General features: G+C 68.9%; 19 protein-coding genes. 13 read left to right on the top strand and 6 right to left on the bottom strand.

The annotated features are described in order from the left end of the window. Window positions 1-5: 5 nt before the first annotated feature. Entirely contained in the window at window positions 6-1,013 is a 1,008-nt protein-coding gene (locus AB8619_RS14930) for a pirin family protein (protein ID WP_436793428.1), read from the bottom strand. 77 nt (window positions 1,014-1,090) lie between these two features. On the opposite strand from AB8619_RS14930, the gene AB8619_RS14925 reads away from it, so the two are divergent. Both AB8619_RS14925 and AB8619_RS14920 read left to right on the top strand, forming a co-directional pair. Continuing rightward, entirely contained in the window at window positions 1,091-1,384 is a 294-nt protein-coding gene (locus AB8619_RS14925) for a hypothetical protein (RefSeq protein WP_436793427.1), read from the top strand. 40 nt (window positions 1,385-1,424) lie between these two features. Beyond that, the gene (locus tag AB8619_RS14920) at window positions 1,425-1,802 is read left to right on the top strand and encodes a sulfocyanin-like copper-binding protein (protein WP_436793426.1); all 378 of its coding nucleotides are present in this window, start codon (window positions 1,425-1,427) and stop codon (window positions 1,800-1,802) included. Here AB8619_RS14920 and AB8619_RS14915 read toward each other — a convergent pair. From AB8619_RS14915 to AB8619_RS14905, 3 genes are read right to left on the bottom strand one after another with little or no spacing between them, the layout of a single operon-like run. Continuing rightward, window positions 1,795-3,573, bottom strand: a complete 1,779-nt coding sequence (locus AB8619_RS14915; RefSeq protein ID WP_436793425.1) for an acyclic terpene utilization AtuA family protein — start codon at window positions 3,571-3,573, stop codon at window positions 1,795-1,797. The two genes, AB8619_RS14920 and AB8619_RS14915, sit on opposite strands and share 8 nt — an antisense overlap. Before the next feature lie 4 nt (window positions 3,574-3,577). Then, window positions 3,578-5,593 (bottom strand): acetyl/propionyl/methylcrotonyl-CoA carboxylase subunit alpha, encoded by a 2,016-nt coding sequence (locus tag AB8619_RS14910; RefSeq protein WP_436793424.1) that lies wholly within the window; start codon window positions 5,591-5,593, stop codon window positions 3,578-3,580. A gap of 23 nt (window positions 5,594-5,616) precedes the next feature. Then, window positions 5,617-7,230, bottom strand: a complete 1,614-nt coding sequence (locus AB8619_RS14905) for an acyl-CoA carboxylase subunit beta (RefSeq protein WP_436793423.1) — start codon at window positions 7,228-7,230, stop codon at window positions 5,617-5,619. 85 nt (window positions 7,231-7,315) lie between these two features. Here AB8619_RS14905 and AB8619_RS14900 point away from each other — a divergent pair, with 85 nt between their 5' ends. From AB8619_RS14900 to AB8619_RS14850, 11 genes are all read left to right on the top strand, one after another. Next, complete coding sequence (locus AB8619_RS14900) at window positions 7,316-8,326, top strand: alpha/beta fold hydrolase (protein WP_436793422.1); 1,011 nt, start codon at window positions 7,316-7,318, stop codon at window positions 8,324-8,326. 179 nt (window positions 8,327-8,505) lie between these two features. Next, window positions 8,506-9,339, top strand: coding sequence for an SDR family NAD(P)-dependent oxidoreductase (locus AB8619_RS14895; RefSeq protein WP_436793421.1), 834 nt, complete (start codon window positions 8,506-8,508; stop codon window positions 9,337-9,339). 64 nt (window positions 9,340-9,403) lie between these two features. After that, complete coding sequence (locus AB8619_RS14890; RefSeq protein WP_436793420.1) at window positions 9,404-10,546, top strand: Na/Pi symporter; 1,143 nt, start codon at window positions 9,404-9,406, stop codon at window positions 10,544-10,546. A gap of 6 nt (window positions 10,547-10,552) precedes the next feature. Then, window positions 10,553-11,206, top strand: coding sequence for a PhoU domain-containing protein (locus tag AB8619_RS14885; RefSeq protein WP_436793419.1), 654 nt, complete (start codon window positions 10,553-10,555; stop codon window positions 11,204-11,206). A gap of 119 nt (window positions 11,207-11,325) precedes the next feature. After that, a complete protein-coding gene (locus AB8619_RS14880; RefSeq protein WP_436793418.1) occupies window positions 11,326-11,931 on the top strand; it encodes a TetR/AcrR family transcriptional regulator in 606 nt (201 codons plus the stop codon). Continuing rightward, complete coding sequence (locus AB8619_RS14875; RefSeq protein WP_436793417.1) at window positions 11,928-12,803, top strand: metal-dependent hydrolase; 876 nt, start codon at window positions 11,928-11,930, stop codon at window positions 12,801-12,803. Before AB8619_RS14880 ends, AB8619_RS14875 begins: the two co-directional genes overlap by 4 nt. Before the next feature lie 24 nt (window positions 12,804-12,827). Beyond that, window positions 12,828-14,324 (top strand): acetyl-CoA acetyltransferase, encoded by a 1,497-nt coding sequence (locus AB8619_RS14870; protein WP_436793416.1) that lies wholly within the window; start codon window positions 12,828-12,830, stop codon window positions 14,322-14,324. A 45-nt stretch (window positions 14,325-14,369) separates the two neighbouring features. Next, complete coding sequence (locus tag AB8619_RS14865) at window positions 14,370-15,212, top strand: oxygenase MpaB family protein (RefSeq protein WP_436793415.1); 843 nt, start codon at window positions 14,370-14,372, stop codon at window positions 15,210-15,212. A 1-nt stretch (window position 15,213) separates the two neighbouring features. Then, the gene (locus AB8619_RS14860; RefSeq protein WP_436793414.1) at window positions 15,214-15,837 is read left to right on the top strand and encodes a TetR family transcriptional regulator; all 624 of its coding nucleotides are present in this window, start codon (window positions 15,214-15,216) and stop codon (window positions 15,835-15,837) included. A gap of 52 nt (window positions 15,838-15,889) precedes the next feature. Then, a complete protein-coding gene (locus tag AB8619_RS14855) occupies window positions 15,890-16,264 on the top strand; it encodes a PhoD-like phosphatase N-terminal domain-containing protein (RefSeq protein WP_436793413.1) in 375 nt (124 codons plus the stop codon). Between the two features lie 47 nt (window positions 16,265-16,311). Next, on the top strand, window positions 16,312-17,877 hold the full coding sequence (locus tag AB8619_RS14850; protein WP_436793412.1) for an alkaline phosphatase D family protein: 1,566 nt from the start codon (window positions 16,312-16,314) through the stop codon (window positions 17,875-17,877). Here the strand turns inward: AB8619_RS14850 and ligD are convergent. Then, complete coding sequence (gene ligD / locus AB8619_RS14845; RefSeq protein ID WP_436793411.1) at window positions 17,866-18,777, bottom strand: non-homologous end-joining DNA ligase; 912 nt, start codon at window positions 18,775-18,777, stop codon at window positions 17,866-17,868. The genes AB8619_RS14850 and ligD overlap by 12 nt on opposite strands. Window positions 18,778-18,804: 27 nt before the next feature. After that, window positions 18,805-23,304 carry a DUF7507 domain-containing protein gene (locus AB8619_RS14840; protein WP_436793410.1) on the bottom strand — a complete coding sequence of 1,500 codons (4,500 nt, stop codon included), beginning with the start codon at window positions 23,302-23,304 and terminating at the stop codon, window positions 18,805-18,807. Window positions 23,305-23,515: the final 211 nt, after the last annotated feature.

Raw genomic sequence — 23,515 nt, 5'->3', positions numbered from 1 at the left:
CGCCTTCAGGCGATGGCTTCTTCGACGCTGCCGTCGGGGCGGCGGGCGAAACGGCGGTCGTCACGTCCGTGGGTGGGGTCGGGGACGTCCCACGGCCATCCGCCGAACTGCGTCGACTGGTAGTCGTCCATGGCCTGCTGGATCTCGGCCTTGGTGTTCATGACGAACGGCCCGTACTGCGCCACCGGCTCACCGATGGGTCGACCCTGGAGGACGAGCGCCTCGACCGGACCGTCGGACGCCCGCAGTACGAGGTCGCCGCTGGCGTCGAGGACCGCGCCGGTCCTGGCCCCGATCGAGGAGTCGCCGATGGTGAGGCCGTCGCCCTCGAAGAGGTAGAGCACCCGGCCGACGTCCTCACCCGCCGAGCGCGGAAGCGTCCACTCGGCGTCGTCCTCGAGGACGATGTGCCAGATGGCGACCTCGGCATCGGCCTTCGAGCCGTACGAGTCCGGTGGCGGTGATGGTGGCGTCGTCCCGCCGAGCGACCCGGCGATGACCGTGACGGTCACCCCGTCGGCTTCGACGCGTGGGATCTCGACGTCCCAGAGCATGGCGAAGTACGGGTCCGACATCTTGTCGGCCGCGGGGAGGTTCAGCCAGATCTGGAAGAGCTCGACCGGATTGCGCTCGTCACGATCGAGGAGCGGGAACATCTCGGCGTGTTGGATGCCGGCGCCGGCGGTGAGCCACTGCACGTCGCCACGGCCGTAGCGGGCGGCGGCGCCCATCGAGTCGGCGTGGTCGATGAGCCCCTGGCGCACGTAGGTCACGGTCTCGAAACCGCGGTGGGGGTGCTGGGGGAAGCCGGGCACGGTCGTGCCGTGGTACATCCGCCAGCCGTCGACGCCGTCGAAGTCCGAGCCCATCTGGCGTCCGGTCAGGGGCGCGTCGGGGCCGAGCAGGTCGTTGGCCTCCGGGTAGTCGTCGAGGTGGTGGACGCAGAAGAGGAACGGGTCGAGTGTCGGCCACTGGAAATCGAGGGCAACGGTCTGCAGGACATCACCGGACATGGGTCCAGGGTAGGGAGTTCGAGACGAAACGCGTCCAGATCCGCGACCATGGGATCGACCCCGACCGAGGAGAACCAGTGGAGACACTGACCGAAGCCATCCAACGACTGCAGGCGGCCGGCTACGAAGCGGATTTCGTGCCGACCGACTCCGGGCAGCTCCGGTGTCCGGTGTGCGGGTCGACCCACGACCCGGCCGAGATGACGATCGACGAGGAGTTGCGCTTCGAGGGCGAGTCCGACCCCGCCGACGAGTCGCTGTTGGTGGCGTTGAGCTGTGACTGCGGCACCAAGGGTCTGTACTCGACCATGTTCGGGCCGGCCATCAGCCCCGAGGACGCGGCCGTCGTCCGGGCGCTTCCCCGCGCCTGAGGGTTTCCACTCCGATCCCTGGCGGTCGTAGCGTCGTGGCGTGCGCATCCGGACCGTCCTCCTTCCCGCCATCTCGCTCGCGCTGGTCGCCACGGCCTGCGGTGGGGACGACGACTCCACGACACCGCCTCCGCTCGGCGAGGTCGACGCCACGGTCGAGGTGCTGGCCGAGGACATCTCCTTTCCCGAGGACGTCTACGAGACGACCGCCGGCCGGATCGGTTTCGTGTACGAGAACGTCGGGAGCATCCGCCACACGCTCGTCATCGAGGGCATCAGCGACTTCAAGCTGAACGTGAACAAGAACGGTCGCGTGGACCAGGCGGCGATCGATCTCGAGCCCGGGACCTACACGCTCTTCTGCGACATCCCCGGCCACCGCGCCGCCGGCATGGTCGCCGACCTCGTCGTCAGCTGAGGAGTTCGTCGGGCATCGACACCACACGGGCCCGGAGCCACTCGCCGAGGGCTTTGGCCTGAGCGTCCTGACGGGTCGAGGCGGCGACGCCTTCCTGCAGTAGACCGTGGATCACGAAGTTGAGTGACCGGAGCGTCGGGAACCGGTGGCGGTCGACGGCGAGCGTTGCGGTCTCCGGCAGGAGCTCGCGCAGCCGGTCGACGGTCAGGAAGTCGTCGAGCCACGCCCAGGCAGCGTCCGAGCGGACGAACACCCCGAGGTTCGCGTTCCCGCCCTTGTCGCCCGATCGCGTGCCGATGACCGAGCCGAGGGGTGCCACCGAGGTCGGCCCCGCAGGCGGATCGATCGGGCCGGCGACCGCGACTGCGACGGGAGCGCCGGTCGGCGCGACCGACTCGATCTCGTGGGAACCGCCACCGAGCACGTGGACGGTCTGCGGCACTGCGTCGGAGGGGACGAGCGCAGGTTGGTACACACCGAACGGCGACGCGGACGACGGGCCACCACCGAGGCCGTACATGCCCGGGATGCTGGCCAAGGCGGTGTGGACCATGGCGTCGGCGAACGCTCTGCCGACCTTGCGTTCGTCGCTGTCCTTCACGGTGACACGCCAGATCGCCGTGGCTTCCTCCTGGGTCGCTGGATCTCCCTTGTCGGTCCGGATCACCTCGCTGGCGATGGCGTCGAAGTCGTCGGGAGCGAACGGGCAGGCGTCCCAGAACGTGGCCTCGGCGAGTGCGGCCTTGGCCTCGATGTCGAGTCCGGTGAGCGCGACGGTGAACGAGTTCCGGAAGCCGCCGAGACGGTTCATGGCGACCTTCAACGTGGCGGGCGGCGCCTGCCCTCGCACGCCGCTGATGCGGACGCGGTCGACGTCGACCTGTTCGAGGTCGATGGTGTCGAAGCGAGCGGTCACGTCGGGGCCGAGGTACTCCGGCCCGCCGATCTCGTAGAGCAACTGCGAGGTGACGGTGCCGACCGTGACCGCGCCGCCGGTGCCGTCGTGCTTTCCGATGACCGAGGAACCGTCGGCGGCGACTTCGGCCCACGGGAACCCGAAGCGCGGGTTCGAGGTGGCGGCGTCGATCTCGTGGAAGAACGAGTAGTTGCCGCCGGTGGCCTGGGCGCTGCACTCGATGACATGGCCGGCGACGACCCCGCCGGCGAGGGCGTCGAAGTCGTCGCGTGTCCACCCGTGGTGCCATGCGGCCGGTCCGCAGGTCACGGCGGCGTCGGTGACCCGACCGGTGATCACGATGTCGGCGCCCCGGTCGAGTGCGTCGACGATCCCGAAGCACCCCAGATAGGCGTTGGCCGTGAGGTAGCTGTCGGCGGTGCCGAGTTCGTCCCCCGTGTCGAAGGGGCGCACCACGTCGTCGGCGAGAAGATCGGGGAGGCGGGGCAGGAGGTCGTCGCCGTCGACGTAGGCGATCGTCGGCGACAGGCCGAGGCGGTCCGCCACCGCCGCGACGGCGTCGGCGCAGCCGGCAGGGTCGAGACCGCCGGCGTTGGAGACGATCTTGATGCCGCGGTCGAGGCACGTCCCCATGACCTGTTCGGTCTGGTCGACGAACGTGCGGGCGAAGCCCTTGCCCGGCCGGCCTCGTTCGAGGTTCGCGGCGCGGATCCTGCTGAGGATCAGCATGGTCAACTCGGCGAGCCAGTCGCCGGTGAGCACGTCGATCGGCCCGCCCTCGACCATCTCGACCGCCCCGCTCGGCCGGTCGCCGAAGAACCCGGAGCAGTTGGCGATCCGGATGGGTGTCGTCACCGGGTCACCCTTCGGCGTCCTCACCGGTCTCGAGTCGGACCAGCAGGTCGCCGGAGTCGACACGGTCGCCCGCGGCGAAGAGCACCTCGGTGACCGTGGCGTCGCCGACGGCACAGATCTTGTGCTCCATCTTCATGGCCTCGACGACCACCAGGACGTCGCCGTCGGACACGGTGTCGCCCGCGGCGACGTGGACCGACAGCACCGTGCCCGGCAGGGGACTGGTGGGTCCGCCGCCGGCATCGACGAGGTCGTGGTCGACGAAGCGGGGCTCGAGGGTCCACGAGATCGACCCTGCTGCGCTGCGGGTGTGCACGACGTCGTCGACCGAGAAGGTGTCGACGCGGTGGCGGACGCCGTCGATCTCGACGACCTGACCGTCATCGTTGCGGTCGAACACACGGATCTGCACGACGCGGCGTTCGTCGTCGCTGAGGGACCCGTCGTCGGTCGGCGTCGGCCATGGTCCGACGAGGACCTCGGCGGCGTTCCGGCCGTGCATGCGGTACTCGACGTGTTCCCTCTCGTCGCCTGCGTGCCACACCTGTCGTTGCCCCTGGATGCGCAGGTTGCGCCAACCCGACGGAGCGAACGGCGTCGCGGGGTCGTGCTGACGCGACGCGTGCTCGCGGGCGAACACCGCCCCGAGGAGCAGTGCGAGGCGATCGTCGCCCGTCGCCCCCGGACTCGTGACGAGGTCGGGGTGTTCGTCGAGGAACGACGTGGGCGTCTCGGCCGCGAGGAAGTCGTCGTCGCCGAGGATGGCGGTGAGGGCGGCGGCGTCGGTCTCGACCCCCGCGATCCAGGACGACCGCAGCGCTCGAGCCAGGCGTCGGGCGGCGTCGGCGCGGCTGGGTGCGTGGGCGATGACCTTCGCCAGCAGCGAGTCGTAGTCGGTCGTGACCTCGGTACCGGCACGGACGCCGGTGTCGACCCGGACGCTGTCCGAGATGTCGAAGCGGGCGATCGTGCCCGTCGACGGGAGCCAGCCACCGGCGGGATCCTCGGCCACGAGCCGGACCTCGATGGCGTGACCGTCGACTCGGACGTCGTCCTGCGTGATCGGCAGTTCGTCGCCGTCGGCCACCCGGAGCTGGAGTTCGACGAGGTCGAGACCGGTGACGGCTTCGGTGACCGGGTGTTCGACCTGGAGCCGGGTGTTGACCTCGAGGAAGGTGACGGTGCCGTCGGCACCGACCAGGAACTCCACGGTGCCGGCGTTCGTGTAGCCGACGTGGCGAGCCAACGCGAGAGCACCGTCGCAGAGTGTTGCTCGCTGCTCGTCGGTGATCCCGGCCGAGGGGGACTCCTCGACGACCTTCTGGTTGCGGCGCTGGATCGAACACTCGCGCTCGCCGAGGTGGATCACGTTGCCGTGCGAGTCGCCGAGGATCTGGACCTCGACGTGACGGCCGCGCTCCAGGTACGGCTCGATGAACACGGTGCCGTCGCCGAACGCCGAGGCGGCTTCACGCGATGCTGCGGCCACGGCGTCGGCGAGTTCGTCGCCGGAGCGCACGATCCGCATGCCGCGTCCTCCGCCACCCGCTGCCGCCTTGACCAGCGCCGGCATCGGGACGTCGTCGGGGACGGCGGCGTCGTCGCCCGTTCCGTCGATCTCGATGATCGTCGTCGTGGGCACACCCGCGGCGATCGCTGCCTGCTTGGCCGCCACCTTGTCGCCGAGGAGTCGGATCTGTTCCGGCGTCGGGCCGACCCATGCCAGGCCGGCGTCGATGACCTGTTGCGCGAAGTCGGCGTTCTCGGCCAGGAACCCGTAGCCGGGATGCACGGCGTCGCAGCCGGTGTCGATCGCGGCCTGGAGCACGGCGTCGGCGCGGAGGTACGACGTCGCGGCGGTGGTGCCGCCGAGCGCGACGGCGACGTCGACGGCATCGACGTGCAGCGCGGTGGCATCGGAGTCGGAGTAGATCCCGACGGTGCTGATGCCCATCCGGTGCGCGGTGCGGGCGATGCGTACGGCGATCTCGCCACGGTTGGCGATCAGGAGCTTGGACATCGGCTTCGACGATCGAGCCATCACTAGTGCCTCCACACGCCGTACTCGGTGGCGCCTTCGATGGTGTTGCTGTGGATGGCCGACAGCGCCATGCCCAGCACGGTGCGGCTGTCGGCGGGATGGATGATGCCGTCGTCCCACACCCGGCCGGTCGAGTAGAGGGCCGTGGACTCACCCTCGATCTGGTCCTCGAGGGCTTGGGACTGCGCCTGCAACTGGGCCTCCGTCTCGTCGTCGATCTCGATGCCGCGTCCTGCGGCGGCGTTGCGGGCGACGATGTCCATGACCCCGGCCAGCTGCTTGGGCCCCATCACGGCGATGCGGTGGTTGGGCCACGAGAACACGAGTCTCGGGTCGTATGCCCGACCGGCCATGCCGTAGTTGCCGGCGCCGTAGCTGGCGCCGACCATCAGGTTGAGGTGGGGGACCGTCGAGTTCGACACCGCGTTGATCAACTTGGCGCCGTTGCGGATGATGCCTTCCTGCTCGGCCTTCGACCCGACCATGAAGCCGGTGATGTTGTGCAGGAAGAGCAGGGGCGTGTCGGTGCGGTTGCACAGCTGGACGAACTGGGCGCCCTTGCGGGCCTCGTCCGAGAACAGGATCCCGTTGTTGCCGAGGACGCCGACGGGGAAGCCGTGGATCGACCCCCAACCGCACACCAGCTTGTCGCCGTAGAGCGGCTTGAACTCCTCGAAGCGACTGCCGTCGAGGATGCGGGCGTGGACCTCGCGGATGTCGAAGGGGATGCGTACGTCGGCCGATGCACAGCCGATGAGCTCGGCCGGGTCGTAGAGCGGCTCGTCGGCCGGCTCGGTCGCGCCGGGTCCGAGCTTGCGCCACCCGAGGTGGGCGACGACCTCGCGGACCTTGCGGATGGCATCGAGTTCGTCGACGGCGAGGTGATCGGAGAGCCCGCTGGTGCGCGAGTGCATCTCGGCGCCGCCGAGCGTCTCCTCGTCGACGATCTCGTCGATCGCCATCTTCACCAGCGGTGGGCCCCCGAGATAGGCGGTGCCCTGTTCCTTGACGAAGATCGTGTAGTCGCTCATGCCCGGCACGTACGCCCCGCCGGCGGTGTTGGGGCCGAACGCCACCGTGATGGTCGGGATGCCCAGCTTCGACAGCTGGGTCAGGAGCTTGAACTGGCTGCCTGCGTTGACGAAGAGGTCGGCCTGCCGGGGGAGGTCGGCACCGGCCGACTCGTTGAGCGCGATGAGCGGGAGGCGGTTGCGGCGGGCCACGTCGAGGAGCCGCTCGATCTTGAACCACGAGGTCGGGTTCGACGACCCGCCCTTGTAGGTCATGTCGGAGCCCCAGATCGCGCACTCCACACCGTTGACGACGCCGATGCCGGTCACGATGCCGACGCCGACGGCGTCCTGGGTGCCCCAGCCGGCGAGCGGCGACAGCTCGAGGAACGGGGTGTCGGGGTCGACCAGCGCCTCGACCCGTTCGCGCACGAGCATCTTGCCCCGTTTGCGGTGGCGGTCGACGTAGCGCTGGCCGCCGACGGTGGGCACCGATGCCAGCTCGGTGGCGACCCCGTCCCAGAGCGCCTCCATGGCGCGGACGTTGGCCTGGTGTTCCTCGGAGCGGAGGTCGAGGCGGGAGCGGAGTGGCGTGCCGATGGGCATGGGACGCGACCGTAGTGGCCCGCAGTGCGTCTCCGGCTCGGTTCGGATCACCGCTGCGTGACCGCGCGGTCACTACGTTCTCGCCATGGGGATCAGGGCCGACATGGACACCATCGCTGCGGAGACGACGTCGAAGCCCCCGCGGCTGAAGCGTCGGACGATCCGACTCGACGATGGCCACAAGGTCGGCCTCTCGATCTGTGGCGAGGGCGTGCCGCTGGTGATGGTGCACGGCATCATCGCCGAGGGGATGCTCTATGCGCGGACCCTGCGCCGGCTCGCCGGGATGGGCTTCCGGGTGATCGCCGTCGACAGCGCCGGCCATGGCCGGACCGACGGCCTCGGTCGCCGTGGATGGGACTGGGCCAACTACATCGACCTCCACGAGCGCGTGCTCGATCACCTCGGCATCGAGCGAGCCGTCTTCATGGGCCACTCGATGGGTGGGCGGGTGGTCGTCGACCTTGCGGCCCGTCGGCCCGAGCGTGCGATCGCCGTCATCCCGATCAACGCGGCCATCGGTCGTGGGTGGGACACGATGACCTCGATGGCCAAGTTCGTGCCGGGACTGTTCCCGCTCGGCATCGGTCTCCTCGTCACCGACACGTTGTCCAGCGCCGTGCGGGGGCGCAAGCAGATGGGCTCGATCGCCCGGCTGGCCGCACCGTCGCTCGTGGACCGCGTCCGAGCGCTGCCGTCGATGCCGGCGGCGTTGTTCGCGACCGCGACCGATCAGGGGTCCGACGACATGCTCCGGACGCTGGCCGAGCACGAGGTGCCGGTCGTGGTGCTCCACGGCGACCGTGATCTCACGATCTGGTATCCCTTCGCCAAGGGTGCGGCGCGGTCGGCCAACGGCACGATGATCCGCGTCGAGGGGGCGCGCCATTCGTGGCTGCTCGAGAACGCCGACAGCCTCCCGGCCATGATCGGCACGCTCCTCGAAGGGCCGCTCGGCGGCGCACTCGACGCCGCTGCTTCCAAGATCGACGACCTGTACGGGCCGGAGGCGCTCGCCCTCACGCTCGATCGCCCGGTCTCGAAGCCGTACCAACTCGAGCCCGGCCACGACTGGCGCCTCGACCCGCTCGACTGAGCGCCCGCCGCCGCCTCCACGCCGGCGATCGCAACGTGCCGATCGGTACGTACCGCGACGAAAACGACGTGCAACGTGCCGATCGGTACGTTCCGGACAGGGGAGGTCGGTGGGACACGCCGCCCGATTCGTCCCGTTCGTCTGGCGCTGCGTCGCGGGCGCGGGCGAGACTCCTGGTCATGGAACTGCAGGGACGGGTCGCCGCGGTCACCGGCGCAGCATCGGGGATCGGTCGCGAACTCGCGATCCTGTTGGCGAAGCGAGGCGCGGATCTCGCGATCTCCGACGTCGACGAGGTCGGTCTCGCCGAGACGGTCGACCTCGCCAAGAAGGCCGGCGCGACCGTCACGATCACGTCGCAGCGTCTCGACGTCGCCGACCGCGACGCCATGCACGCCTGGGCCGACCAGGTCGTCGCCGATCACGGCAAGGTGAACTTGATCGTCAACAACGCCGGCGTCGCCCTCGGCGCCACGGTCGACGGCATGTCCTACGACGACTTCGACTGGCTGATGGGCATCAACCTCCAGGGCGTCGTCGCCGGGACGAAGGCCTTCCTGCCGCACCTCAAGGCTGCGGGGGAGGGACACGTCGTCAACATCTCGAGCGTCTTCGGGCTGATGGGCATCCCGTCGCAGTCGGCGTACAACGCGGCGAAGTTCGCCGTCCGTGGCTTCACGGAGGCCCTCCGGGTCGAACTCGACATCGAGAAGTGCGGCGTCTCGGCCACCACCGTCCATCCCGGCGGCATCAAGACCAACATCGCCAAGAACGCCCGGATGGACGACAGCATCAACGACATCGGTCAGGACGCGTCCGACGCGACCGCACAGTTCGAGAAGCTGTTCATCACCACGCCCAAGAAGGCGGCGAAGTCGATCGTCCGGGCGGTCGAGAAGGACAAGCGTCGGCTCCTGATCGGCCCCGACGCCTGGGCGATCAGCCTGCTGTCCAAGCTCCCGCCGGGGATGTACCAGGGCGTTCTCGCCCGGGGAGCCGCTCGCGGGCTGTAGCTCACGAGTTCACCCGGCGTTCGATGCGCGTTCGGGTGCCGTTCATCGGCCAGACTCGGATCCCGTGGCGCACACCGAACAATCGGACAGCGATTCCGGGGCGATTCCCGCTTTCGCTCGCGGCATCGTCGTCGTCGGGCTGCTCTATCTCTTCCTGATCGGGGTCTCGCTCCTCGAGGGCGGCATCAAGTCGCTCGGGAGCGACATCCAGGAAGAGCTCTTCTCGAGCGTCACCAACCCGGTCGCCGGGCTCTGCGTCGGCATCCTCGCCACCGTGCTCGCACAGTCGTCGTCGGTGACCACGTCGACGATCGTCGGCCTCGTCGGCTCGGGGCTGCTCGGTGTCGACGCCGCCGTGCCGATGATCATGGGCGCCAACATCGGGACGACGGTGACCAACACGCTGGCGTCGCTCGGTCACGTCCGACGCAGCACGGAGTTCAAGGAGGCCTTCGCCGCGGCGACGGTCCACGACTACTTCAACCTGCTGGCGGTCTCGATCCTGTTGCCGCTCGAGTTGGTGACCGGCATCTTGTCGAAGACCGCCGAGGCACTCACCGATCTCTTCCTCGGCGGCAGCGGCGCCACGTTCGAGAGCCCGATCAAGCAGGCCGTCAAGGAACCAGCCTCGCTCGTCGAGTCGGCGTGGGAAGCCGTGGGCGCTTCAGGGAGCCTCCTCGGGGTCCTGCTCCTGTTCAGCGGTCTCGCGTGCATCTTCCTGGCCCTCGCCTTCATCACCAAGAACATGCGCGCGCTGGTGGCAGACAGGGTCGAGGCCTCGATCAACGCCTTTCTCTCACGCGGCGGTGGTGTGACGGCGATGGCAATGGGCCTGGTCATCACGATCGCCGTCCAGTCGTCGAGCATCACGACGTCGGTGATGATCCCGCTCGCGGCTTCGGGCGTGGTCACCCTCGCCAACATCTATCCCGTGACGCTCGGTGCCAACGTCGGCACGACGATCACCGCCCTGCTCGCGTCGCTGGCCACCGGCCGCCCCGAGGCCCTCACGGTGGCGTTGGTGCACACGCTGTTCAACCTCGCGGGCATCCTGCTCTTCTATCCCGTCCCTGCGATGCGCGCGCTGCCGATCCGGCTGGCGCACAAGACAGGCGAGCTCGCGTCCCGACGTGCGTCGGCCGTGATCGCCTACATCGCGGTGGTCTTCATCCTGATCCCGGCTCTCGGGGTCATCGTCCTGAGGTGATTCGACATGGTGCTCAGCTTCTTCCGTGGTGACGACGGTGTCTTCGACACCATCGATCGACAGGTGACCGAGATGCTCGGCGCGTGCCGTCACGCGTTCGATCTCGCGTCATCGGCGCTCGTGTCGGGGGACGACATCGACGCGATCGGTGAGGACGTGCGCTCGACCGACCGCATCGTCAACCAGCTCGAGGAGGACGTGCGTCGCGAGCTGGTCGTGCACGCGGCCGTGCAGGGCGGGACCGACATCGGGATCGTGCTGTCGAGCCTGCTCGTGGTCAAGAAGCTCGAGCGGGTCGGCGACCAGTGCAAGAACATCTTCGACCTCGCCGACCAGGGCGTACGGATCACCGGTGACGAGCGTGCCGAGCTCGACGAGGACCGGCGCATCGTGTCGGCGCTCTTCGCCGAGGCCGTCGAGGTGCTCGCGGCGCGGGACGAGCCGGCCATCGCCGGGTACACCGAGCGGGCCGAGGCGTTGATGGCGACCTACGACGCACGAGTCAACGACCTCCTGGGCAGCGACCGTCCATCCTCGTGGGGCGTGCCCCGTGCGATGCTCGCCCGTTACCTCAAGCGCATCGTCGCCAACCTCGACGGGTGCGCTCGGGTCGTCTCGACGCCGCTCGATCGTTCGGAACCCGTCGACATCGACGAGTGACCCGGGGAGGGCGTGATCGATGTCACGCTTGTTCCCCTTGCGGTGATCGTCCGGTTCTGCGATAAAAGAGCGAGCGCTCGGTTTTCTCCGAGTGGGTCGACTCGGGGAGCAGTGCCGGCGTGCCCAAGATCAGCGACGAGAAGCGTGCCGCCGCCCGCCAGCGCCTCATCGACGCCACCGTCGCGGTGGCCGAGCGTGACGGTGTCGAGGCCCTGACGACCCGGTCGATCGTCGCCGAGGCCGGGGTGTCGTCCGGGATGTTCTACGGGCACTTCGGGTCGAAGGAGGAGTTGCTGGCGGCGGTCGTCGACCAGGGTGTCGACGAGCTCACCACGATGGTGGCGGCCGAGCTCGACGTCGGTACCCCCATCGACGGGATCGTCCGCGAACTGCTCGAGCAGTTGATCGTGATCAACGACCTGCGCGCACTCGCCGTCTTCCGCTCGGCCTCGACGACCGAAGAAGCCCGTGAGACCCAGCGCCGCATCAACCGGCGCATCGTCGACGCGTTCATCCCGGTGTTCGACGCCACGGTCGAGGCCGGGCTGGTCCGGGCCGACGTCGACGCCGCGGCAGCCATCGAACTCATCGACGTGCTGATCGACGGCCTCAACCGACGTCGCGACCTCGACGGCTTCGTCAGCTCCGACGCACGCCTCTCCGCCGTGATCATCGGCGCCATCGAATCGTTCCTTCTCACCCAGCCTCCAGGAGACCACGCATGACCGTGACCGAGATCCCCACCCGCACCGTGCCGACCCGGCGGGTGTCGTTCGAGTACCCGTTGGCCGACCTGCCGCGGCACTTCGCAGCCGACGAGGACATCGTCATGAGCCATGTCATCGCCGTGCTCTCGTCGGTGTTCCCCAACGGCGAGGACTTCTTCGTCCGTTCGGTCCGGAACTTCCGTGACCAGATCGAGGACCCCGCGCTCAAGGAGCAGGTCAAGGGGTTCATCGGCCAGGAGGCGATCCACGGCCGTGAACACCGCGAGTTCAACGACCGCCTCGACGAGCTCGGTTACCCGTCGAAGCGCATCGACCGGTTCGTCGACCGCAGCCTCAAGATCCGCGAGAAGCTCCTGCCGGCGAAGGCCAACCTCGCCGCCACCGCCGCGCTCGAGCACTACACCGCGACCCTGGCCCAGATCCTGCTGACGGACCCCGCAGCCCGCGACACGGTGGCCCACCCGGAAGTCCGCAACCTGTTCCTCTGGCACGCCCTCGAGGAGTCGGAGCACAAGGCGGTGGCGTTCGACGTCTACCGCTACGTCGGTGGTACCGAGCGCATGCGCAAGGTCACGATGACGATCTTCAACATCGGGTTCCCCGCAGCAGTCGCGGTCATGACGTTCCTGTCGATGCTCCGTGACCCCGTGGCACGCCGCAGCCCCCGCCGGGTCTGGAAGAGCCTGAAGAAGCTGCGCTACACGCCGTTCGTGAGCCGGGAGATCGTCGCCCAACTCCACGACTACCAGCGCGAGGACTTCCACCCCGACGATCACCCGACCGATGAGTTGGTCGCGCACTGGCGTGAGGAACTCTTCGGTGCGGCGGGATCGTTGAACGACCGCCTCCCGGCGCCGCGCGCGTCGTAGCGCCGGATCGACGAGGATCGGACCGTGAGCGACCACGGCCTCGATCCCCGTGCACCCGTCCTCGTGGGGGTGGGGAGCTGCCACGACGACGTCGAGGCGGTCGAGCTCATGGTCCGGGCGTCGCTCGCCGCGGGAACAGACGCGACTCCGGCGCTCCTGTCGCAGGTCGAGCGGATCTCGGTCACGCACGGGACGTGGTCCTACGCCGACCCGGCCCGCATCATCGCCGACCGCATCGGTGCGCCCGATGCGACCACGGTCCTCGTCGACGTCGGGATCCCACAGCAGACCGTCATCGACGAGACCCTGGCGTCGCTGCTGGCAGGCGAGGTCGAGGTGGCGCTCGTCGTCGGGGGAGAGGCCAAGGCACGCGATGCGCGCCTGCGGGCCCAGAGCACCCAGGCCGACGCCGCCGGTATCGCCAGCGTCTTCCGCGGTGAGAGCGGCGGCGCGGAGACGGACCAGGGAGACGTGTCTCCCGACGTCCACCAGCACCCTGTCGGGGACCTGGTCGACCCCGCCGAGCTCGACGCCGGCCTGTGGGCTCCTGTCGACCAGTACGCGCTGATCGAGAACGCGCTGGCGGCGGCGGAGGGCGTGGATCCGCAGCAGCTGTGCCGCGACCTCGGTGCGCTCTACGGCCGCTTCAACGAGGTGGCGAGGACGAACCCCGAGGCGGCGTTCCCGGCCCCGATGTCGGCCGACGACATCGCCACCTTCTCGCCCCGGAACCGTCCGCTGGCGTTCCCGTACGCGAAGTGGCACGTCACCCAGTGGACCGTCGACCAGGGCGCGGCGCTGCTCCTGTGCACGGTCGGCGCGGCAGAACGTGCCGGCGTCCCCCGTGACCGATGGGTCTTCCCGGTCGTCGGACTCGGGTCGTCGCACATGGTGCCCCTCACCCAACGAGGTGACCTCCATCGGTGGCCGGCCATGGCCGTGCTCGGCGAAGCGGCGGAGCAACGTCTCGGACACCCGCTCTCCGACTGCGACCTGGTCGAGTTGTACTCGTGTTTCCCGGTCGCGGTGCGTGTGCAACAGCGCGAGCTCGGGCTCCCACTCGCCGGGACACCGACCGTGACCGGCGGCATGGCGTTCGCCGGCGGCCCCTTCAACAGCTTCGTGTTCCAGGCGTTGGTGACGGTCGTCCGCCGCCTGCGTGAGGTCGGCGGTCGTGCGCTGGTCACCAGCGTGAGCGGCCTCCTCACCAAGCCCGGCCTCGGCGTGTGGTCCACGTCGTCCGACGGGCAGCCACCCCTGATCGCCGATCTGGCGGACGACGTCCGGGCGTCGACCCCCGTGGTCCCGGTCGTCCGCGACGCCGTCGGCACGGGAACGGTGGCGTCGTGGACGGTGACCCACGAGGGGCAGGAACCCACGGCGCTGGTGGTCATCGTCGACCTCGACGACGGTGGCCGAGCGATCGCGAGGAGCGACGACCGGAAGCGCATCGACCGGGCGCTGCAACGCGGGGCCTGCGGCGACCCGGTGTCCGTGGATCGCGGTCGGATCGTCGACTGATCGACCGTCGCCGCTCGACCGGGCCGTGGGACATACAGTGATGTTGTGTCCCAGACTTCACCTCCCGGCGCCCCGCTCGGTCCACGATCGCTCCTCTGGCGGGTCGCAGGCGACTGGCGCTCCGGTCTGAGCGGATTCAGCGCCGGCATCCTGCAGCTCATGTACCCACACCTCGGGCGCGGCGTCGAGGAGCACTCGGCGTTCTTCGAGGAGCCGTGGGATCGCATCTATCGCTCGGTGCCCCAGATCTGGGCGACGATCTTCGCTCCCGATGCCGACGATCGCGGCCTCCGGATCCGCGACTACCACACCGACATCAAGGGGACCGACGCCCACGGCGAGCGCTACCACGCCCTGGCTCCCGAGACGTTCTGGTGGGCGCACGCCACCTTCACCTGGGAGATGTTCGAGACGGTCGACCGTTGGAACCACCGAGGGATGGGGCCGCGGCGCCGCGAGCAGCTCTACCAGGAAACGGTGACCTGGTATCGGCGCTACGGCGTGAGCGACCGGCCGGTACCCGTCGACCATGCCGCGTTCCGCGCACGTTTCGACGACATCTGTCGCAACGAACTCGAGCTGACCCCGACCGCCGAGCGCGCCGTCGACATGGCCCTCCACAGCCGCATCGAACAGCCCGGGCGTCCGAGCCAGGTCGGAGCGCTGATGACACCGGTGCTCCGGACGATGACGATCGGTGGGCTGCCGGCCGTCGTCCGCGACCGGTTCGGCATCCCGTGGACGGCCGCCGACGAGGCCAAGCTCGCTGCGGTGACGCTCACGGTCCGCAACGCAGGCCAGATGCTCCCGCAGCAGATCATGCGCGGTCCGTACCTGCGCACCATCCGCCGGATGCGGTCGATCGCCGCGCCCCGGCCGGCGGCCTGAGGTGCCCAAGGTCGCCACCCGCATCGATCTCGGTGCGCTCCTGGATCGCATGGCGTCGCCACGGACATCGGACGACGTCGACGATCGGATCCTCGATGCGGCCGCAGGTCTCTTGGCCGCCTCGGGTCTGTCCGGGCTCGAGGTCGATTCGGCGGCGTCGGTGAGCGGTGTCGGCCGGAGCACGATCTACCGGCGGTTCACCGATCGCAACCAACTGATCGCCGCCACGCTCGCCCACGAGATGCGGCGGTTCCTGGCGGCGTTGGCCGACGAGGCTGCCTCGATCGACGACCTCGGCGAGCAGGTGGTCGTGGCGTTTGTCGCCGGCCTGCGGGTGGCGCAGCGCAGCGGCCTGGCGGCGCTGATCCGCCACGAGCCCCTCCTGCTGCGCCTGCTCACGATCGACAGCGCTCCGCTCGTGTCGGCGGCCAGCGAGCATCTGGTGGCCCTGGCAGTGCTCCGACAACCCACGCTCGACCGGGCGACGGCGACCGCGACGGCCGATGTACTGGTCCGATTGGCGATCTCGTTCGTGCTCTCGCCGGGGTCGCTGCTCGACCTCGACGACGCCGGGATCGAGAACGCCGTCCGACATCGGATCGGACCCCTGGTGAACGTGACCTGAATCGAGCGCGGTCGATTGCCGATCGCAGTGCCCGGCTCCGTACGTTGACCGGATGGCTGCGAGCTACGACCGGCGAACGTTCCTCCACCGCGCAGGACTGACCGGCGCGGCCGGCGTCGTCCTGGGCGCGTCGGCCGTACGGCCCGCGGCGGCGGCCGACGACGGTCTGGCCCCGTTCCTCCACGGTGTGGCGTCGGGCGATCCGACGGCGTCGTCGGTGGTGCTGTGGACGCGCATCACGCCTCCAGGGGCGACCGATGCACCGATCCCGGTGACCTGGGAGATCGCCACCGACCCGGACTTCGCCGACGTGGTCGGATCCGGCACCGTCGACGCCGATGCGGCCCACGACTTCACGGTCAAGGTCGTGCCCGACGGCCTGGCACCGTTCGCCTACCACTGGTACCGGTTCGTCGGCCTCGGCTGACCAGCATCGTCGGACGGACCAAGACGGCGCCGGCAGCGGGCCAGGACGTGGATCGCCTCCGCCTCGGCCTGGTGTCGTGCGCGAACTACGAGGGCGGCTACTTCAACGCCTACGCCCGTCTCGCCGAGCGGAACGACCTCGACGCGATCCTGTGTGCCGGCGACTACCTCTACGAGTACGGCGCCGGTGGCTACGGGCCGGGCGCAGAGATCGGGCGGGTCGTCGAACCGGCGCTCGAGATGACCGAGCTCGACGACTACCGGAAGCGCTTCTCGCACTACCGCCTCGACCCGGACCTGCGCCGTCTCCACCAGCTGTACCCGTGGATCAACACGTGGGACGACCACGAGACCACCAACGACTCGTGGTCGGGCGGCGCCGAGAACCACGACGGCGACGGCAGCTTCGACGGCAGCGACGACAACGTCGAGGCCGAGACCGGCCTGGACTGGGAGACCCGGAAGAAGCGTGCGTGGAAGGCGTACCGCGAGTGGCTCCCGCTCGACATCGACGCCACCTCGCTCGACGAGCCGATCGTGCTGTACCGAGCGCTCGCCTACGGCGACCTCGCCGACATCATCGTGATGGACACCCGCATCGACGGGCGTGACGAGCCGCTGTTCGAGGTGCTCTCGCCCGAGGCGCCCGCCGACGGGCTCTACGACGAAGACCGTCGGATGATCTCCTCCTCGCAGCAGACCTTCGTCGAGCAGGCGTTGTCGGACTCCGACGCCAGCTGGCGCATCGTCCTGCAGCAGGTGATGTTGATGCAGTGGCGGATCCCGGGCATCCCGGGTCTACCGGCGCTGTCGGCCCTGCTCGACGGCATCCCCGATGCTCCCGGCGTGCTGAACGACGGTGGCAACTCGGTCAACGGCGACGCGTGGGACGGCTACCCGGCCGAGCGCAGCCGGCTGTTCGCACACCTGCGGTCGAACGACATCACCGACGTCGTGGTCCTCACCGGCGACATCCACACCACCTGGGCCGCCGAACTCACCGAGAAGCCGTTCCTGACCGACATCAGTGACCCGCTGTACTACACGCCGGTCCCCACGGGTCTGCCCGGCGAGGTCCGACCGCTCGGAGTCGAGTTCGTGTGTCCGTCGATCACCAGCGACAACATCGACGAGATCCTCGTGGACCAGGGGCTCGACCAGCAGGCAGCGTCCGTCGCGTCGGAAGCGCTGGAGGCGGCGACCTTGGCTGGCAACCTGCACATCAAGTCGGTCGACCTCCAGAATCACGGGTATTCGATCGTGGACGTCAGCGCGGCCGAGACGGTCTTCGACACGTTCTTCGTCCCCCGCCTGGCCCCGAGCGACGACGAGGCGTTCCACGAGAGCTGGTCGGTCCGCAAGAGCGGCCCGGCCGAGACCGGGCATCGTCTGACTGCCCGCTCGGCGCCTGCGGCGTCGCGCTCGGGGGTCCCGGACGCACCGGACGCACTCCCCGTGGTCGCTGAGGTCCCCGACACCACGAGGTCGACGTCGGTGCCCGTCCGCGACGCCGGGATGCTCCCGGCGACCGGTGGTGGAGGCTCCCTCCTCGTCGGTGGCGCTGCGGCCGCCCTGGGTGTCGTGATCGCTCGACGGGCTGCGCTACGGGACTGACGAGTCACCGGCGTCGGTGAGTCGCTCAGCGATCGCCGAGGCCTCGATCCGGTGGGCATCGATGTCCTCCCACGGATCTGAACCGAGGGATCCCAGACGTCGGAACAGACTCCGCAGTGGCGTGGCGTCCGGCGTCCAAGCCGATCCGACCTCCTCCCAATGGAGGGGCACCGCGACCGGCGCGCCGGGAAGCGGGCGCAGGGTGTAGGGCGCGACGGCGTGCTGCGCCGGGGCATTCCGGAGGGTGTCGACGAAGAGACGGTCGCCTCGGTCGGCCTTCGAGAACTCCACGGTGAGCAGGTCGGGATGCCGGCGGGCCAGCAGGGCGCCGAGGTGGTGCCCGAGAGCCCCCACCGCGTCGAACCCTGCGTCGCCGCGCAGCGGGACGTGGATGTGGAGACCGCGCGAACCCGTGGTCTTGACGAACGCGACGACATCGAGTTCGTCGAGGAGTTCTCGGACCGCGGTCGCCGCTTCGACGACCTGGAGCGGGTCGTCGATCGAGGGGTCGAGGTCGATCAACAGCTCGGTGGGCACGTCGGGACGCGACACGCTGCCGCCGAGCACGTGGACCGAGATCGTGCCCTGGTTGACGACGTACTGGAGGGCGTCGGCCGAGTCGATGACCGGGTGCCGGACGGTCCCGCCGCCACGCTTGGGCAGCTCGACGGTGGGGATCCAGTCCGGGAAATGCTTCGGAGTGTGCTTCTGGTACCAGCCGTCGCCGTCGATGCCGTCCGGGAAGCGTTGGAGCACCGCGGGACGGTCGCCGATCAACGGCACCATCCGCTCGGCGATGCGGCCCGCGTACTCGAACAGGTCGGCCTTGGTGATGGCGTTGCCGCCGTCGCCGGAAGGGAAGAGGACCTTGTCCGGCTTGGACAGGTTCACCTCGTGCATCGAGGTGAACCTATCCGCCGGGGTGGATCAGCGGACGTGGTGCCGGCGGAGTCGCCGAGCGGTGTCGGTGAGGAATCCGCCGCCGAGGATCGTCATGCCGGCGAGGAAGAGCAGCAGACCGAACTGGCCGCCGGTGAATGCCAGCGCCTTCGGGGTCTGCTTGGTGATGACCGCCGGGATGACGATGTTGATGAAGGCATCGTCGTCGTCGGTGACCTCGAGTCCGAGCTCGTCCGTACCGGTTGCGGTACCGATGTTCACCAGGCTCTGGTCCGACTGGACCAGGTCGTCCTTGGTGAGGACGACGACCTCGCCGGGTGCGAGTTCGTCGATGGTGCCGATGTCGCCGAGTTGGTCGTCCGTGACCAGCACGTCGTACAGCGTGGTGTCGCCGGTGTTGGTGACCTCGTAGCTGAAGGTGATCGTGTCGCCGGGGTTGGGAGCGTCGTTGTCGACCGTCTTGATGATCTGGATCGACGGATTGATGATGTCGACGAGGTGGTCGTCGTCATCGTCGGTCTCCCGGTCCCGTTCGTCGGTTCCGACGACCGTCGCCGTGTTGGGCAACGGGTCGGGGTCGTCGTCGGTGATCACGTGGGTGCACGAGTACTCCCACGTCTCGTCGACCGCCAGGGTGGTGTCCCCGTCAGCGTCGTCGTCGAGGGTGATGTCGCCGTCGCACAGCGGGTCGCTGACCTCGACGCTCACGAGGTCGGCCTCGCCGGTGTTCGTGACCGAGAAGGTGTAGGTGATCTCGTCACCGACGTGGGCCAGAGCCGGCCCGTCCTTGTCGATCTCGATGTCGAGGGGGCACAGCACCAGGATGCTGGCGTCGTCCTCGACCGCCGGACCGTTCGAGGCATCGGCGGTGGCGACGTTGTCGAGGTCACCACAGTCGGCGATGGCGCTCGTCGCCACCACGTGGATCGTCACACTGTCGCCGGGAGCGAGGTCGCCGAGCGAACATTCGAGGACGCCATCGGCGATGGCACAGCCGTCGACGGCCGGGTCGAGGGCCCAGTCGAGCCCGTCGGGCAGCGGGTCGCTCACGGTCACGTCGGTGGCCGTTCCCTCGGGCGGGTCGATGCCGTCGTCCACGTTGGAGACCACGATGCTGAACCCGACCGCGCCGCCGGCGTCGACCACGACGTCGTCAGCGCTCTTGCCGATGTTGAGTCCGGGACAGAGCACGGCGACGTCGTCCTCGTCGGTGACCTCGTCGTCGTTCGACGCGTCGGCCGACGCCAGGTTGTCGTAGGTGCCGCAGTCGTTCTCGTCGGTCGTTGCCGAGATGTGGACCACCAGTTCGTCCTCCGGGGCGAACTCGTCCACCTCACAGCTGAGCGTGCCGTCGGCGATGGCACAGCCCTCGACGGCCGGATCGATGACCCAGTCGAGGCCCTCCGGGAGGTCGTCGGAGACGACCAGGTCGTAGGCGGTGCCGGGACCGGCGTTGGTCACCGTGATGGTGAATCCGACGTCGCTTCCGGCGGAGACGACGTCGTCGTCGGCCACCTTGGTGATGTCGATGTCCGGGCACTCGACGGTGATGTCGCCGTCGTCGGTGACCTCGTCGTCGTTCGAGGCGTCGGCCGTGGCCGTGTTGTCGAGGACACCGCAGTCGGCGGCGTCGGTCGTGCCGGTCACGGTGATCGAGACCGTGTCTCCTGCGGCCAGCGAGTCGAACTCACAGGCGAGCGTGCCGTCGGCGATGGCGCAGCCGTCGACCGCCGGGTCGATGGCCCAGGTGACGGCAGCGGGGAGATCGTCGGAGACGACCACGTCGTAGGCGGTACCGGGACCGTCGTTCCCGATCACGACGGTGAAGCTGACGTCGTCCCCGGCGTTGACCACACCATCGTCCGGGGTCTTGTCGATCGTGAGATCGGGACACTGGACGGTGATGGTCGCCGAGTCGTCGTTGTTGTCGGGACCGTCAGGGGCCTCGTTGCTCGACTCCACGAATGCCGTGTTGGGCAGAGCGCCACAGTCCGCGGCATCGGTGGTGCCGGTGATGGTGATCTGGACCGATCCGCCGGCCGCGATGTCGCCGAGGTCGCACTCGAGGAGTCCGCTCCCGTCGATCTCGCAGCCCGGGGCCTCGGTGGTCCACACGATGTCGCCGGGCAGCTGATCGCTCACCGTCACGTCGGTCGCCGTGGCGCTCTGGTCGTTGTTCGTCACCGTGAGGGTGAAGATCGCGTCGTCGCCGGCGTTGATCGTGCCGTTGCCGGTCTTCTCGATCTGGACGTCGGGGCAGGACACGTCGACGTCGTCGGTCGACGAGTTGTTCTGCGTCGCAGCGTCCAACTCGTTGGTCGAAGCCACGGTCGCGGTGTTCTCGACGTTGCCGCACTCGCCGGTGTCGGTGGTGCCGCTGACCCGGACCGTCGTGGTGCTGGCGCCCGCAGCGAGATCGCCGAAGTCGCAGCTCAACTCGCCGGCGGCGATCGAGCAGTCAGCGCTGTTCTCGCTCCAGACGATGCCGGCCGGCAAGGTGTCGGTCAGCGTCACGTCGCGGGCCACGCCCGTGCCGATGTTGGAGACCGTGATGTCGAAGGCGATCTCGTCACCGGCGGTGATCGAGTCGTCGACGGCGATCTTCTCGACGGTCACGTCGGGGTACAGGATCGTGACCGCGTGGGTGTCCTCGGCCATGGTCGTGCGGCCGAACTGGTCCTCGCCGGTGACCTGCGCACGGTTCAGCAACGGCGATGTGTCGGCGTCGGTGACGAGATGGTCGCACTCGTAGCTCCACGTCTCGCCGACCTCGAGCCACTCGTCCTGATCACCGCCGGTCTTCACCGGTCCCGAGAGGGGAGCAGCAGCGACGTTGCACCGTGCGGCGTCGAGCTCCACGAGCACGACGTTGGTGAGCGGGACGTCCTCGTTCAACGTCACGTCGAACGTGTAGGTGAACGTGTCGCCGATGGTGGCGGTGTCGGGTCCGCTCTTGTCGAGGTCGATCTCGAGCGGGCTCAGGTAGTTGGTGAACGTCGCGCCGGCGGGTACCTGTGCGGTGTTGTCGGCGGTCACCGTGACCGCCACGTCCGGTCCGGGTGATGTGCCGTCGGGCCACGCCGCCTCCGTGATGCGGTAGTCGCCCGTGCCGACGGGGCCGAACGAGCACTTCCCGTCGCCGTTGGCGACCGTGCAGGTCGCCGGGTCGGTGGTGCCCCACAGCGAGACCTCTTCGCCGGCGTCGTACTCACCGTCGGCGTCGCCGCCGTCGGCCAGGTCGTCGTCGTAGAGGAGGAAGGTGGCGCCGTCGAGGTCGGTGTCGTCGTCGGGGACGACGGGGGTGTCACCGTCGGCGCCCATCTCGGCCAGGACCTTGGTCACCTCGACGTAGCCGGTCTGGCGCGGGTTCACGATGGGCTCGAGCGTGAGATCCACGCTCTCCTTGAAGCCCACGCTGATCCCCGACTTCACGGGGTTCGTCGCTGCGGTGTAGCCCGCCGGGACGGTCGAGGCGTCCTCGTTGACGTAGTAGCCGTCGCCGGGAGGGACGTCGTCGAAGGTGCAGATGCCGAGGTCGTCGGTCGTGCACTCGTCCACCAGCACGTCGTCGCTGTCGAACAGGTCGAAGTCCACGCCGCTCATCGGGTTGCCGAGGTCGTCGACCTTCTTGATCGTGACGTCGCCACAGGTCGAGACGTCGACCGGGATGGGGTTGATGAAGTCCTGGAGGGCCGAGTTGAACGACTCACCCGACGAACGGGACCGCACCGATGCAGTGCCGAATCCCGGGCAGGTGAGGATGCCGTCGCCGCCACCCTGCTGGATCTGGAAGTTGAGTTCGACGAGGTCGAGGATGACCTCGCCGAATGCCCGGTGCTCGATGGTCCCACCGACGACCTCGTCGGTGATGTCCGCGGTGTTGTCCGCTGCCGTCGCGAAGGCGGCGACGTCGCTCAGGGTCAGCTCAGCCCACTGGCCGTCAGCCGAGACGTTCGGGTCCCATTCGAAGACCGTGATGTCGGCGGGGTCGGCCTGGTTCCCGGGGAAGTCGAACACGAACAGGAGGTCGCCGGCGACGCGGCCCAGGTACTCGCAGTCGGCACCGAGGGTGATGGGAGCCTGGTTGAACTCGAAGTTCACGTGCGCGTTGCCCTGCGTGCCACCGTCCGCACGCACGAAGCCCATGGCCAGGAGTCCCTGTGAGAGGGAGATGTCGGGGTAGATGTAGGCCCGCTCGAGGTTGTCCTTGCCCGGGGTGATGCCGCCGTCCTTGCTCTGGCACGAGAACTCGGTCGGGTCGTTCTCCTTCGAGGATCCCTGGTACCCGATGTCGGGGTCGTCGGCGTCGATGGCGATGACCGGGTCGATGGCGGACCAGTCGAGGTTGCCTGGCGTGTCCACGTCCTGGTCGCCGTCGGCCTCGAAGCCCAGCAGCGTGCCCGGTGTGACCGGTGCTGCGCCCGCGGGCGCGGGAATGATGCCCACCACCAGCATCTGGACCGCCCCCAGGAACGCGAGGAGCGCTCCGAGCAGCGTGCGGTTCCGGTGTTGCCGTCGACCAGTCATGGTCACCCCTGTCGCCGTTTTCATGAGTGGCGTGCGGGGCCCCTCCGCCAAGAGGTCGTCCCCCGTCGCCTTCGGTTGTCGAGGTCCGGATGATCGGACCACACCGTCATGACACCATCTGCGTCGCGCGGAACATAGGGGTAGTGCCGATTCGGCTGACACGATCGTGGGCCGGTTGTGCCGGTTCTTCCGGCTCGCGTGCGAGAACGCG

This window comes from Actinospongiicola halichondriae, assembly GCF_049103745.1.
Lineage (GTDB): Bacteria > Actinomycetota > Acidimicrobiia > Acidimicrobiales > Salinilacustritrichaceae > Salinilacustrithrix > Salinilacustrithrix halichondriae.
This window is presented reverse-complemented; position numbering and strand designations above follow the sequence as displayed.